Genomic DNA, 14877 nt, shown 5'->3' on the forward strand with positions numbered 1-14877 from the left:
ATCATGCCCGTGTCATGGCCGCCGGTTCTTTCACCGTCATCGGCATCGGCGCGGCAACGCTCGATGCGCTCTCCATCGTGCCGGAGTTTCGCGCTGAGGAACACGTCACGCAGGCGCTCGCACACGCCGAGGACGGCGGTGGGCCGGTGGCGACAGCGCTGTGTGTTCTAAGCAGTGCCAGGCATGCCTGCGCCTTGATTGACCGCTGCGGGGATGATGTGACCGGGCAAAAAATCCGCGCCGGGCTGGTAAAATTCGGCGTGAGCACGAATCATCTGCGCGTGGTGCCCGGAACGCGCTCCGCCAGTGCCAGTATTCTGGTGCGGCAGCGTGATGGCGCTCGGCAGATCGTTTATGCGTCTGCCACGGCGGGTGAACCGACGCCTGATGAGGTGGATGCTGCTCTTTTCACGGACGCACGGCTGCTGCATCTCAACGGCCGCCACGAGACTGCGGCACGTCATGCGGTGAAACTGGCGCAGCAGCATGGCGTGACGATTTCCTTCGATGGCGGAGCGGACAGATGGCGCGAATCGTTGCGCGATCTCATCGCGGCAAGCCACATCCGCATCGTGGCGCGTGAATTCGCAGAGCGTTGCACGGGGTTGCGCGATTTGCAGGAGATAGCGGCGGCGCTGCTTCAATCTCCAGCGCAAATCGTGGTCATCACCGAAGGAATGCGCGGCAGCCATGTCTGGACCACCGATGGTTCCTATTTTCACCAGCCAGCCTTCACCGCAGCGCCGCTGATCGACACCACTGGCTGCGGCGACGTATTTCATGGCGCGTTTTTGCACGGCTGGCTCTCAAACTGGCCGGTGGAGCGCTGCGCGGAACATGCTAGCCGTTTGGCGGCAAAAAATGCCGCAGGACTTGGCGGCAGACACGCGCTGAATACAGAACGCTGAACATTGAACCTTGAACTTTGAACTCCGAACCTTAGTACAGTCACATGCGCCGCCACGCTGCACTCCTGATCTCGCTCACCTTCGCCGTCATCGTCGTGGCTTGCGCGACGTATGATGGCTCACGCATTGCGCGCTGGGAGTCGCGGTTCCTGCCGGTTCCTCCCGGCGTGATGACGCCAGACCAGCTCCTCGCCGAAGCACGGGTGAAACTTGACCTCATCCCGCCCGGCACCGTGGGCCGCCGCTACTACCGGCCCATGCGCCCGCGCTACATCACCATTCACAGCACGCAAAACTACACGGGCAATGCCTTCCAGCACGCGCTGGCCTTGAAACGCGGCGCATTGCGCGCCACCAAGCGCAAAGGCGGCAACCGCATCGGCTTCCTCACCTGGCACTTCACCGTGCAGGACAACGTCGCCATCCAGCACCTGCCCTGCCGCGAGCAGGGGGAGCACGCCGACTTCGACGGCCCCGGCAACAACTACAGCATCGGCATCGAGATGTGCGAGCACAGCGGCAACGACATCGGCCAGACCATCGACCGCACCGCACGCCTCGCCGCCTATCTGATGCGTGCGTATGACATTCCGCTGAGCAATGTGGTGCCGCACTACCACTGGCCGCGTGCCGGCGCCAGCCCGCCGCACAAGGACTGCCCGCATTTCCTCCTCGAACGCGGTCGCCCCGGCCAGACTTGGCGCTGGTTTCAGGACCGCGTGCAGTTTCATTACAACCGCATGCTGCCAGGCCTCGCGGCCCCGCTGGGTTGAACCATGAACGCCGTCGTCCACTCACTCGGTCTTGGCCTAGCCTTCACGGTATTCGTTCACGCGCAGGACGTGCCCGCATGGCCGGAGAAAGCAGTGCCAAGCACCAGCGAGCGCGTGGCCGTCCTCGAAGACAAACGCCTCAAGGAAAGCTCCGGCCTCTGCCTCGGCAGCCGCGATCCTTCGATCTTCTGGACCGTGAACGACTCCGGCGGTGAACCCTGCGTCTTCGCCATCGACCGCAGCGGTAAAACACGCGCCAAGGTGCGCGTGCGCGACGCCGCGAACTTCGACTGGGAAGATCTCGCCATCGGTACGGACGACCAGGGCTCCCCAGCCCTGTTCATCGGTGACATCGGCGACAATTTTTTTATCCGCCCCAGCATCCAGATCTATCAAATCCCCGAGCCGGAAATCAACGCGCCTGACCAGCCCGTGGCAGAAACCGTCAGCACCGCGCCAAAAATCTGGCGCGCGAACTACCCAGAAGGCCATCCCAACGCCGAAAGCCTGCTCGTTCATCCGCAGACCCGCCGTCTCTACATCCTCACCAAAAGCGACGACGGCAAAAGCGCCCTGTATGCCTTTCCGCAGCCGCTGCAGGAAAAGGTGAGCATGCTGCTGGAAAAAGTCACCGATCTCACTTTCCCCACGCTGATTCGCGCCGGCAAACGCCCGCATGACAACTGCATGACCACCGGCGCAAGTTTCTCGTCCGATGGCTCGCGTATGGTCGTGGCCACCTACAGCAGCCTGTATGAATGGAAGCTGGAGAAGGACCAACCGCTCGCCGAAGCGCTGAAACAAGCCCCCATTCGCATCGAACCCGAGCTGCTGCGCCAGAACGAAGGCGTCTGCTATGATGCCGACAGCCTCACGCTCTGGCTCACCAGCGAGCATCTGCCAGCACCGCTGTTGAGAGTGAAACGCTGAGCCCCCTGGCCTGCAGTTGTGAATGGGAATTCGACGTTAAAATGCTTGTGAAGCAATCCAGCCACGATCCACTTTGCTGCTGCAACGAAGGGCTGGAAGGACGCTGAACATACTGCTTGATTCACTATTCGGCCCCACCTAGAAAGCGCTTCAACGGATCACTCCTCAAGATGACACCCAAGCCTAAACCTGAATTTCGGCTGTGCCTTCTTGATTGCATCAGCGGGGCGCGATCAGCGGTGATTAAAACGCCTTTTGTCATCGGCTCCAATTCTGCGGCGGATTTTCGGCTGGATCCGCATTCATGTCCGCCCATTTTATGCACCATTTCCGCCCGCAGCGGCGGGTATGAGGTGCAGCTCGGTGCCAACTCGACCGCCATTATTGATGGCGTGGCGGCTGATTCTTTTAAATGCGCACCAGGTGAGGAGCATTCCCTGGTCATCCGGGGTCAGATACTGGCCTTTAAACATACCGATGAAACGTCCGCTTGGCAGCACGCAGGTAGCCAGACGAATTGGAATGTTTATGACCGTAACACCCTCGCGTGGTCCGGCCCTTTCGACACCTTGCGGCTGCGAACACATCTGAGCAATTACACTGAGGAGTATTGGTCGCAGTTGGTTCTGCTGCCGTCAGTAATGGAGGAAATGGGCTTCTTCATGCGAGATGTTCGGGATCTGCTGGCCTTGATCCCGCAGTCAAAAAACTCCGCCGAGCCAACCACGATCACACCTCCGAACAACGAGTCGGAGGCCATCAACAGTGAATATGGCGAATTCACCTGCCCGATTTGCTGGTTTAAGTTTGACCGGGGCGATGTCATGAACATCGCGGTGCATGGCAGCCTGCGTGGCGACGCCATGCTGGGTGAAGACCAGATGCAGCGCTTCCATGCCACACGATTCAATGATCGTGGTCAGGCACTGGACGCAATGGGGCTTGCCGCAGGCGAACTGGCCTGCCCCCATTGCCGACGCAAGCTGCCTTCCGGATTCCTGGACCTTCCGCATCATATTTTCTCGATCGTCGGGGCTCCTTCGTCCGGGAAATCTTATTATTTAAGCGTGCTGGTGAAGATTTTGCAGAACTCCCTCTTCCAGAAGTTTGGCATCACTTTCCGCGACGCTGATCCTTCGGAGAATGTGATTCTGACCCAGATGAAGGCTCAACTGTTCTCCGCCGCCTCACCTCAAGAGGCATTTCTGGCCAAGACAGACCTTGAAGGAGCGCTGTATGAAACTCTTCCTCGCCAGGGCAGAAAGGTGCGGCTGCCAAAGCCCTTCATTTTCAAACTCTCCCATCCAACGGCACCCGACAGCGGGTTTTCGGTCGTGTTTTATGACAACGCGGGCGAGCACTTTGAACCCACCAGCAACAGTGCAGACTCGCCAGGAGCCCAGCACATCGCCGTGGCATCTGGCATCTTTTTCTTGTTCGACCCGCTTCATAACACGGAGTTCCGCCACAAGCTCAACCATGTGACTGATCCCCAGCTCAACAGTCACCGTCTCGACCAGCAGGATGTGATTCTTGCGGAAACCGAGGTGCGCATCAAAAGCCTGCTGGGCCTGGATTCACGCCAGCAAGTCTCGACACCGTTGGCCGTCATGGTGGGAAAGTGTGACACTTGGATTTCGCTGCTGGGAGACGAAGAACTGCTGCCTGCCGCGACGGATGGCACCGTATCCACTTCGAATATGGCGGCTAACTCCAAACGCATTCGCGCTTTGCTGTTGGAAATTTGCCCGGCCATCGTGGCCAACGCCGAAGTGATCTCCTCCAACGTTTGCTACTTTGCCGTCAGCCCTCTGGGATGTTCGCCCGTCGAGTTCACCGACCGGGAAGGCCATGTTCGAATTGGCCCCGACCCAAAAATGATTCAACCGCGCTACGTGGACGCTCCCACTCTTTGGGTTTTGTCACAAATATCTCCTGATATAGTCCCCAGTGAACCAAAAACCTGACCATCATGGCCTGGCAGCTAATCTATACCAGCGCTCCGCGCCTGCTGGAAGCGGGCAGGACTGGCTTTGGCACTGTGGCCAGACACCGCGCGGTCAGCGGCCTGCTTGCCACCACGGTCGAACGGTTCAGCCAGTTTGCCAGGCTCCCTGGACATGATCCCAAGAGGGTGGTTCACAACCACCGCATTCTCGCTGTCGGGTCTGGGCAGTTCCATGTGCTGAGCTGCCTGCGTGATGCAGGCTCTGACTACACCGGACGCACCAACCACATCGCACACCATCTCATTGTTGAAGCCCGGGAGATTCGTCCACTCGTAGCGGCAGGCATCACTCCGGCTGATGTCCTGCTGGCGATGTCATGGTACACCTCATGGAATGACAGGCCGCGTTTTTTCGATCCTTCGGATGAGATCGACCTCACAACCATGCGTGCGCAGCCATCCCATGCCTGGGAGCAGGTGACCGGCGCTCGCGACAACTCCCGTCTGCCATGGAGTTCGACCGCACAGCGCGGCTGCTATTTGATCATACCGCCCGGAACAGATGCCCGGATATTGTTTCGTGAGTCGCTGCAAGAAATGCCGGCCCAGGCGTGGCAGACCACCTTCACCACCAGCTTGGAACCCAATGATGATGTGGCGGACTTTCGCTGGATTGGCTTGTCTCCCAATTCACCCCTGCGTGCGCTGACGGAAACATCAGCGCGGCCAGTCTTTGATCTTCTCCAGCCGTCCAAACTTCCCGCACCACCACCGCCACAGTCAAACAACGTGACTGCTAAGACTGTCCACGTTCCTGCGACCCCAAGCGTGAACGTGTCGGCGGCGCAGCAGATTCAAAATCCGCCACACCAGATTCCTGACGCGCAGGTGGCACAAAACATCTGCTCTTCGCAACTTGGAGACGGAATGCGCAGTCAACGGCTGAGCGAGCCGGCCAGTGCCCTTCAACAGAGTGGAAAATACCTGTTAATGCTGGGAATGGTCGCCGTTGTGGCCGCCATCCTTCTGCACCAAGTCAAACAGGGACAAAAAAATCAAGACGTCGTCAAACTGGAGCAGCGGATTGACGACGCGTGGAAAAAATATCATCTCAAACTGGAGGACACCAAAAGATGGTTGCAACAAGAGGCCCGTGAACCCACGAACCTTGAGACAGCAAGTGGCTTGATCTCCAGTCACGAGGAATGTCTCAAGCAGATCCACCAAAGCCTTAAAAAACCGCAGCTCGACCAAATTGCAGCCACTCCTGATCGCACAAGAGATGATTTCAGCGAAATGCTGAACGCACATGCAGAATGGCTGAAAAAGCATTCCCTCATCAAAATCCCACAGGATTGGCGGCCGCAAAGTCCGTCTCACATGAGGCTCATGATGGAGCGATGGGACGAGGAGAAAGCAGCCTGGCGGCGCTTCGCATACTGCTTCACTCAAGAGCCAGCTGTGGACAAATCGCATCCACGGCTGCTGGTGCAGGGGGCGCTGGACACTCTCAATGCGAATGCACAACCTGCAGGCACTGCGAAGGAATGGCGGGAACTGCTCGCAGATCTCGGCGAAACCGCACGCCCTGAGTGGCTCGACGACTGGACGAAATTCGAGTCGCTTGGTGGCAATGCACCATTCGGAAGCATCCAGCTAATCGTCGCTCAATTGAAAAAAAAGCCGAACGCTCCGGGTTGGTTGAAAGCCATGGTTCAATCAAAAGAGATGGCCATGGTTGCTCAGGCTGAGAACCAAAAGTCGGAAAATGCTCCCGCCCCCGCTCCTGTCTCAAAAGCACCAGCCGAGAATCCTGACTCGCCCGAAGCCGTCAATCCCATCTACCTGCTCGCACTCCAGGAAGGTGAAACTCTGAGCGCCGCTCTCGCAAGACTGCCGGAACTGCCGGTGCAGCCGGGCATGACTCTCCAGTCTGGCAGCATCGCCAGCAGAGCCGAAGATCTCGGCGAGCCATGGAAACTGTTGGGCAGTTCCTTTCGTCAATCTGTGAGTTCCAACGACAAAATTCAATTTGAAGGCGGCAGGCTTACCCAAGTGGCCGGAAGCAACGATGGATGTCGCATTATTGCATACAGCGAAGACGGGCAGCGTGTTCTTTTCGACCTCCGCATCAGCACCAAATCTTCGCAGACACGCGAACTATTGACTCTGAACAAGCTTCCGGAGCTACAGTTCCACCATTCGGCCAACGAAGTTCGACTGGCCGGAATGAACCGGATCATCGGGCGCCTTCATCTGGCCGAGGCCCCGGCGCCGCGATTCCAACTTCGCTTTGAAGGAACATCTGGTGCGACGGCTGAACAAAAACTCTACGCCATCACGGCGGGCAAGGAAGATACGTATGTGGTCACAACCCCGGCCCCTCAGGCCAATGACGCTGCGCTTGAAATCAAGCGGCTCCAGACCAGCGAAACAGAGCTTAACGACGGCATCAAAAAAGACCGGGAATTCATCACTGCTCTGAACCCCAGAATGGCGGGTCGAGAAAAAAAGGAGGCAGAACTGAGAACGAGCATTGCGGAAAAGGAAATCAAGCTTGCAGGCATCGCGGGACAGTTGGAAGCCTTGCAACGGCAGGAACCCGCCATGGTCAATCCACCTTCAGGCACCTATACTCTTCTAGAAATGACCGGCACCGCGAAAAGCCTTTGTAGAGTTCAAATCACAAAAAGCCAAATTCCGTTCTCAGGCACAAGCATTCCGTGAAAAATGTCTTTCAAACAGTTCAATCGGTTCGTGCTTTGCTCGCCAGCGGCATGCCAAATTCCGCGTCTGATAAGACGGCGGCGGACTATGCCCGTCTGTGTTCCGATGTGGAGCAGCGGCTGGAGATGGCCGCTGCCATGCTTGAAAAGGGCAGTGATTACCAAGCGCTGCAAGTCGCCGAGCAGGATCCTCCGCTGCTGGATCTGGCAGGAGCATTGAGCTTTGGTGAAGAGAGAGCCTGGCAGGAATTTTGTGAAGCACATCATCTGCCGGTGGCCCAGCGCCTCAATGCTAGGACGGTGCAGGCGCTGGATGCACTCTACGCCAGAGGAATCACGGCCAACCATCCGCTTTACAAGGATTTCCGCGCAGCGGTGCTCTCCCGTGACGACACCAAGGCGCTCCAAACCGTCCGCACCATTCTCAAACTCAACCCAGCCGACGAAAACGCCAGGAAGGAACTGCAACGCCTGGATAACAAGCGCATGCAGGAGGCTTTGGAGCAGTTGCGTGAAGCATTAACGACGGACGACGAAGAGCGCATCGCCTGCCTCACAGAAGGCCTGGCGGCGTCAGCACCAGAAGAGAAACTCAAACGTGTGGACGCCTATGTGGCGGGTGAATCCATTCGCCGCTCCTTTCGCCGCCGGCAGGCGGAACACCAGCTTCCTGAGCTGATGACCCAAATGCTCGCACAGCAGACGGAAGGAAACTGGCAGGAAGTCGGCCTGGGCCTTGAGACCATCAAGATGCTCATCGATGAACATGGAATTGAAGTCTCCGACGAGAGCTGCAAGCAGCAGTTGGACGACCTCAGGCAGTTCTTCGAGCGGGATAACGCCGTCGATCAAAAACGTCAGGACTTCGAAAAAGCTCTGCGGAACTTCGTCGCCGACGTTGAGGAAGTGGAGACGTGTCTGCGCATTGGCACGAGTCCGGCCTATAACGAGATCGCTGCCAAGGACGAGTCTTTTGTCCGGCAATGGAAGGAATTGGAAGCACATCAAATGCCCGTTCCAGTCCAGACGTTGCAACGCTTGCAGGCAGTGGGCCAGGCATTGCGAACCAGGCTCAAAGGCTTGCAACGCGCACGCCGCATGAGGCGTGTGGCAATTGCCGCTGTGATCGTTGGCGCTTTGCTCTGCACCACAGCACTTGGGTTGCACGGCTGGAAAGCTTATTCCATCTCGCAGGAGCTGTTGAACTATCAAAACCGACAGGTCTGCAGTCCGGCTGAAGAGCTGATCCGCAAGCTGCGCCATGAAAATGAACTGCTGCTGCACTGGCCCTATCTTCAGGCCAAAATTGAGGAAGTGGATGCCTGGACCCGGCAGGTGCGTGCCACGGAGAAACAGGCCACCGACGCGGCTCAGATGTTGGCATCAAGTTTTGCGGGAGAATCCAGCAAACTGCCTCCCGGCCAACTGGTGCGGCAGTTGGAAGATGCGGAAGCTTTGGTGAGGTCGCTGGCCAGGGATCTAGCTGAGGGACCGCGCAACCAATTGCTCGCACTTCGCACCCGTGTTGAATTTCACCTTGCCCGCGTGGGCAAACAGCTCGCCACCGAAGCCGGCGCTTCATTGGCAGACATCGAACAGACGAGCGCCAGAGAATTGTCCTTTGAAAAACTCGCCACCCACATGGCAGAAACGGTGAACCAGATTGAGAGCAAGCTTGCGCCACTTGAAGCGGCTCTAAAACCGGAGGCAGAGGCACTGAGACTGCCTGCTCCGCTGGAGTCTAAAATCCTGGAGCTGCGTCAGCGGCTGGACAGTTTCGAGGACGAACTGAAGAAGTTCGACAAGGTGCGAACGGAGACAGCGGCTGCGGACTCTCTGGCGACCTACAAAACAGCGCTGGCCGGATGGCGTGAGGTCCGGTTTGCGGAGGCCGCTCCTGCGGCAAAGGCGCTGGCCGCGCTGCCCACCGAGGCGGCGTTCCTGGCCGCGCTCCTAATGGACGGGGACGAATCAGCACTCAAGGCTGTCCTGGATGATCTTTCGGGGCCCTATATGCAGCCAGCCGCACCGTTGGATGAAGACTTGAAAACTCTTCTCACCCTCAGAGATGACGTCTATTTGAACAACATCTGGGAAAACAAGATCGTGGACTACTCACGCGGCAGTGCTGAATCCACATTATGGTCCACCGGCATGCTGACGCGTGCAAACATCGGCGAAAACGTTCGCTGGTCAGGCCGGTATTACGATGTGAGTCAAGGATCGACTTCCGTGATCTTCACCAAACGGGATCTCCTGCGAGTGCCAGCGAGCGGAGGTTACATCGGGATAGGTGTCGCTGAGTCGAAACTGAGCCCGACCAGTGAGTTTATCAATTCTCTCCAGCTCAACCGGATGACGGATGAAGATGGCAAGCGCTTCATGCATTCTTTGCTGGAAATGTTTGAAAAAGTTATGAAGGACAAGGGCGGCAGCCTGATCGCGAAGGCCTATGTGGTGCAGAGGCTGGAAAACATGCTGCATCGTCGTGAATTCGCCTGGGGACTGCATTTCTGCCCCTCACTGAAAGCCGACCTGCGTGAACTTCAGCAGATCCTCGGTGAAACAAGCTTGCGAAGCGAGGACTGGCTGGTTGCCGCGATGCGTGCCAGACTGACTACACCACTCACTGCGTTCTTTAAAAGATGCGAGGCCAGATCCTATCTCAAAGAAGCCTCCGCACGTCGGGGTCTATTGCGCAGCGCGGCCCTGGCCGGTCTCAGGTTCGGGGGCTATGTCGAGGTGGACCTATCGCTGGTCTTGAACAATCCCGCACGCGCCTCGAATGAGCTTTGGGTGCTCGCCGGGAATGGCGGCAAACCAAAGTTGGTGGAGAACTCCATGGTCGGAAAGGCCGCCGCCGAAGCCGCAAAACTGGTGGCGAAAGATGCCCTTCCACTCAGTCCGGTTTTCTTTATGTCCTTGGATCGCAGTCAGTTGCTCAAGCAATATGAAGCTGATCTGGTGCCCGCTAAATCCGCGCTCAAACCTTTGTCTGGTGAAGCCCGCTTTCTCAACCCGTGACATGGCAGACCTCGAACAATATCACCTTCAATGGCGCGGCATCAAAAAGGGCCCATGGAACCTTGCGGCCATCACAGCAGCATTAAAATCCGGTGACATCCACTCGATGCATCAAATCGAGATCGACGGCCAGTGGCAGCCGCTGCGAGATTTTTTAGAAGCCCGGCAGACAAGAGAGAAAGAAGCCAGTCGAAGTGCCGGGCCGCCTGTGTCAGCAGCTATGCCGGATGAACAGACGCCAAATGGTGAGAAATTGAGAATGCCGCCGCCGGTTCCGCTTCGCGCTCAACAGCATCCTGGCAAACTGACGAAGTGGTCGCCTTTGCTTCCAGATCGGGCACAAAAACAATCCCGGCGAACGACCATGCGACCACTCCCGTTTCCAGGTCAAAACCACGCACATGATGTGACGTCGCAGCCTTCCGAAGAGTTGAGCCCCGAGCCCCCGCCCGTCTTCGGTTCAGACCATATGGAATGGAAGCATGTCGGCACTGCCTTGCTGTTCTTGCTGGGTATCGTGGCTGCTGGTTTCGGCAGCTACGCCATCATTCAGGCCGTCTCTGCTCCTGCGGTTGAAGCCAAGAGAGTCATGCACTCTCATCGGTAATCATCCTTCACGCAGTCATCCCACCCACTCGAAAAAGCCCATCGCTTCGAGTTCGCCATGCAGCCCGTCCTTCTGGGGTGCTGTGAGTGTGGTGTTCGGCAAACGTGCCGGACCGACATCGACGCCCAGCATCGCCATGACGGCCTTCGCGGCCCCCATGTAACCATAGCTGGCCAGCAGAGTGATGATCTGCACGCCACGAAACTGTTCCTCGCGTGCAGCGGCGAAATCGTTCTTCGCAAACGCAGCGAGCAATCGTGTGTAGATCGGCGCGGCGAAGTTGAAGCCACTGCCGACGGCACCTTTGGCTCCCATGGCGAGTGCGCCGAGCATGTGCTCGTCGAAGCCGAACGGTACGTCCCAGATGCCGCCATCGGCACGCAGGCAGTATTGATAGGACATCAAGTCGGAGTTGGTGAACTTGATGCCTGCGAGCGTGGGGATGCGGTCTTTGGCCTGCTTCAGGAATTCCGGCATCGAATGGGACACACCGGTGAGCACCGGAATGTCATAGTAATAGAAGGGCGTTTCAGGAGCAGCGGCGGCGATCTGCGCCATCGTTTCTACGAGCACTTCGACGTTCTTGGGCTTGAAATACATCGGCGTCAGCGCGGCGATGGCCGCTGCACCGAGTTCTTCCGCCTGCTCCGCCAGCGCCTTCGCATCGGCGAGACAGTTTGACCCCACATGCACCACGACACGCATCGCCGTGCCCTTTGTGACCGCCATCCAGCATTTCGCGAGCAGGTGACGTTCATCGAAAGTCAGTGAGTGGCTCTCGCCGGTGCTGCCGCCGATAAAGACGGTCGTTACCTGCTTTGAGAGCAGAAACGCCGCCTGTTTTTCCACCACGTCGAGGTTCAAGGAACCATCGGCATGAAACGGCGTGTGCGTGGCAGTCACGAGACCGTGGAGACGTTGAGAGTCGGGCAGATTCATCATGACGGTGAACCTGCGAGGCATGAAATCGTCTGCAACATGATTCATGCTGGTGAGTTTGTTTGTCCATGCGCACCCTGCTTCTTCTGCTCCTTGGCTCTGCTCTTCATGCCGACGACTGGCCGCAGTGGCTCGGCCCGCAGCGTGATGGTGTGTGGCGTGAAAGTGGCATCGTCGAAAAGTTTCCCGAAGGCGGGCCGAAAGTGCTCTGGCGGGTGAAAATCGGCGGCGGTTACACCGGTCCGGCCATCGCGAATGGCAAAGTGTATCTCATGGATCGTCAGGTGGCGGCGAATACGAGCGTTCCCGGCAATGCCTTTGCGCGCGGTATCATTCCCGGTACAGAACGTGTGCTCTGCCTGGATGCTGCGAGCGGCAAACAGCTTTGGGAACATCGCTACGACTGCACCTACACGATGAGCTACTCCACCGGTCCGCGCTGCACACCGTTGGTGAGCGGAGGCAAGGTGTGGACGGTCGGTGCGGAAGGGAATCTGTTCTGTCTCGATGCCGAGAACGGCAAAGTGCTCTGGTCGCACGACTTCAAAGCCGACTTTGGTGCCAAAACACCGCAATGGGGCTTCGCTGGTCATCCGTTGCTCGATGGACAGCGTCTCATCTGCCTCGTCGGTGGTCTTGGCAGCGTGGCGGTGGCTTTTGACAAGGATTCCGGCAAAGAAATCTGGCATGCACTCAACGCCCGCGAGCCTGGCTACTGTCCGCCGACGATGATCGAGCACGCAGGCACAAAGCAACTCATCCTCTGGCATCCGCAGGCCGTGAACTCGCTCGATCCGGTCACCGGCAAAGTGTTCTGGTCCTATCCGTGGGAAGTGCGCGCTGGCCTCACCGTCGCCACACCGCGTCTCGCGGGCGATCTGCTCCTGCTCAGCTCGTTCTACACCAGTTCGAAGTGCTTCAAGCTCGATGCCACGAAACCAACCGCCTCGCTGCACTGGGAAGGCAAAAGCTTCAGCGAGATGAAAACCGACACGCTGCACAGCCTCATGAGCACGCCCTTCATCGAAAACGGCCACATCTACGGCGTGTGCAGCTACGGCCAGCTCCGCTGTCTCAAGCTCGACACCGGTGAGCGCCTCTGGGAAACCTTCGCCGCCACCACCGGCGACAAACCCGTGCGCTGGGCGAACGCCTTCATCATCAAACACGCCGACCGCTTCTTCCTCGCCAACGAGCAAGGCGACCTCATCATCGCCAAGCTCTCACCACAAGGCTACGAGGAGATCAGCCGCACGAAGCTTCTCAAACCGACCACCATGGACCCAAGACGAGCTGTCGTGTGGTCGCATCCAGCGTTCGCGAATCAGTGTGCGTTTGCCCGGAACGACGAGGAGATCGTGTGCTTATCGCTGACGAAATAAGGGCTATTAAGCCCTTTATATTTGCTAGTAAGTCGAGTATCATTCGACATACGAGCTAAAATGAGCGCATTTTCAACCATCCCAAGGGATCACCCCTTTGACTACGTCCTGCTGTCTGACCGACTGCGTGACTACGCCTCACCGCGTGACAAAATCACACGCATGCTGGCCTCGGGCGAGATCGTGCGTGTGAAAAAGGGCCTCTATGTGCCGGGACCTCCACTGGCTCTGCGTGGCGTCGATCCGCTGGTGCTCGCAGGCCTCGTCTTTGGTCCATCGTATGTGAGTTTGGAAAAGGCGCTCGAGCTGCACGGCCTCATCCCGGAGCGTGTTGCGGAAATCACCTGCGCCACGACGAAGCGGCACAAGGTCTTCGACACGCCCGTGGGCCGCTTCTCGTATCATTCGGTGCCGAAGCCGGCCTTCCCGCTCGGGTTGGAGCTGCGTGAGGCAGCGGGCGGCCACTACTTCCTCGCCACAGCGGAGAAGGCGCTGTGTGATCGTGTCGCGCAGGCAGCGGGCATCAGCAATCAGGAGCACATCGCCGGCTTGCTGCTGAAGGATCTGCGCATCGACGCAGGAGCCCTGCGCCGGCTTGCCCTCGATCAAGTCGATGCCATTGCGGCTGCGTATCGCTGGCGGCCGGTCGTGCTGCTCGCGCGCTGGCTGGCACGTTTTCAAAAGCAGCATCCCACGCCATGACACCGCACAACCTTGATGCCCTGCTCGCGCGCTATGCGCCCATCACGCTCGCGGACCACGAAAACGCGCTCAAAGAAATCGTGCAGGAGATCGCGCTCCTCGGCCTCTGGCGCGCGAAGTTCTACGAGCACGCCGCCTTCTACGGCGGCACGGCGCTACGGGTATTTCACGGCCTGTCACGCTTCTCCGAGGATCTCGATTTTTCGCTGATCGCACCGGATGACAGCTTCCGGCTCGATCCCTTCCTCAGCGCCGTTCACGATGAACTGATCTCCTTCGGTTTTCAGTTTGAGGTCGGGCGCAAAATCAAAAGCATCGACACCGCCATTGAGTCCGCCTTCATCAAAGGCGGCACGCAGATCAATCTCCTGCGCATCGGTGCCCCGGCCTATTTGAGCGAAAAAATGCCGAAGCTGCAACAAGTGCGCGTGAAGCTGGAAATCGACACCCAACCGCCGCTGCATGCGGGATTTGAAGTGCGCACCCAGCTCCTGCCCATCCCGTTTCAAGTCCGCCTCTACAATCTCCCATCACTCATGGCCGGTAAACTTCACGCCGTGCTGTGTCGTGACTGGAAAGGCCGCGTGAAGGGCCGTGACTGGTATGATCTTATCTGGTACGCCGCCCGTGGCGTACGCTGCAACCTCGACCACCTCGCCGCCCGCATGCAGCAAAGTGGCCATCGCCCTGAATCCACGCCGCTGACCCTCGCCGAGTTGCGACAGCGGCTGCAAGTTCGCATCGCCGCTGTGGATTTCACCGCCGCACGGCAGGATGTGCAGCCGTTCATTCGTGATGCTTCCGATCTGACACTCTGGAGCCGCGACTTCTTCCGTGAGATAGCAGAGCGAATCACTCAGACATGAAGTGATCGCCCGCTCCAGAAGAATCCCCTGCTGGCAGCCGTATGCTCAGGGCTCATGCAAACCGCATCACCT

11 protein-coding genes are annotated in these 14877 nt (G+C 58.3%); 10 read left to right on the forward strand and 1 reads right to left on the reverse strand.

From position 1 onward, the window contains the following. Positions 1–14 precede the first annotated feature (14 nt). From ACKVY0_RS14060 to ACKVY0_RS14090, 7 genes are all read left to right on the forward strand, one after another. Complete coding sequence (locus ACKVY0_RS14060; protein WP_409215461.1) at positions 15–908, forward strand: carbohydrate kinase family protein; 894 nt, start codon at positions 15–17, stop codon at positions 906–908. A 44-nt stretch (positions 909–952) separates the two neighbouring features. After that, on the forward strand, positions 953–1681 hold the full coding sequence (locus ACKVY0_RS14065; RefSeq protein ID WP_409215462.1) for an N-acetylmuramoyl-L-alanine amidase family protein: 729 nt from the start codon (positions 953–955) through the stop codon (positions 1679–1681). 3 nt (positions 1682–1684) lie between these two features. After that, positions 1685–2611, forward strand: a complete 927-nt coding sequence (locus ACKVY0_RS14070) for a hypothetical protein (protein WP_409215463.1) — start codon at positions 1685–1687, stop codon at positions 2609–2611. A 170-nt stretch (positions 2612–2781) separates the two neighbouring features. Further along, entirely contained in the window at positions 2782–4578 is a 1797-nt protein-coding gene (locus tag ACKVY0_RS14075) for a hypothetical protein (protein ID WP_409215464.1), read from the forward strand. A 5-nt stretch (positions 4579–4583) separates the two neighbouring features. Beyond that, positions 4584–7286 carry a hypothetical protein gene (locus tag ACKVY0_RS14080; protein ID WP_409215465.1) on the forward strand — a complete coding sequence of 901 codons (2703 nt, stop codon included), beginning with the start codon at positions 4584–4586 and terminating at the stop codon, positions 7284–7286. Beyond that, on the forward strand, positions 7283–10309 hold the full coding sequence (locus ACKVY0_RS14085) for a hypothetical protein (protein ID WP_409215466.1): 3027 nt from the start codon (positions 7283–7285) through the stop codon (positions 10307–10309). The genes ACKVY0_RS14080 and ACKVY0_RS14085 overlap by 4 nt, the downstream gene beginning before the upstream one ends. Before the next feature lies 1 nt (position 10310). After that, positions 10311–10916 carry a hypothetical protein gene (locus ACKVY0_RS14090; RefSeq protein ID WP_409215467.1) on the forward strand — a complete coding sequence of 202 codons (606 nt, stop codon included), beginning with the start codon at positions 10311–10313 and terminating at the stop codon, positions 10914–10916. Positions 10917–10931: 15 nt separating this feature from the next. Here ACKVY0_RS14090 and ACKVY0_RS14095 read toward each other — a convergent pair whose 3' ends face one another. Then, positions 10932–11879 carry a dihydrodipicolinate synthase family protein gene (locus ACKVY0_RS14095; protein ID WP_409215468.1) on the reverse strand — a complete coding sequence of 316 codons (948 nt, stop codon included), beginning with the start codon at positions 11877–11879 and terminating at the stop codon, positions 10932–10934. A gap of 44 nt (positions 11880–11923) precedes the next feature. On the opposite strand from ACKVY0_RS14095, the gene ACKVY0_RS14100 reads away from it, so the two are divergent. The 3 genes from ACKVY0_RS14100 to ACKVY0_RS14110 are packed head-to-tail and all read left to right on the forward strand — an operon-like array spanning position 11924 to position 14805. Next, complete coding sequence (locus ACKVY0_RS14100) at positions 11924–13237, forward strand: PQQ-binding-like beta-propeller repeat protein (protein ID WP_409215469.1); 1314 nt, start codon at positions 11924–11926, stop codon at positions 13235–13237. 60 nt (positions 13238–13297) lie between these two features. Beyond that, positions 13298–13939 (forward strand): hypothetical protein, encoded by a 642-nt coding sequence (locus tag ACKVY0_RS14105; protein WP_409215470.1) that lies wholly within the window; start codon positions 13298–13300, stop codon positions 13937–13939. Next, the gene (locus ACKVY0_RS14110; protein ID WP_409215471.1) at positions 13936–14805 is read left to right on the forward strand and encodes a nucleotidyl transferase AbiEii/AbiGii toxin family protein; all 870 of its coding nucleotides are present in this window, start codon (positions 13936–13938) and stop codon (positions 14803–14805) included. The genes ACKVY0_RS14105 and ACKVY0_RS14110 overlap by 4 nt, the downstream gene beginning before the upstream one ends. The last annotated feature ends 72 nt before the right edge of the window (positions 14806–14877 follow it).

Source organism: Prosthecobacter sp. (assembly GCF_046154365.1).
In the GTDB taxonomy this organism is placed as follows: Bacteria; Verrucomicrobiota; Verrucomicrobiia; order Verrucomicrobiales; family Verrucomicrobiaceae; genus Prosthecobacter.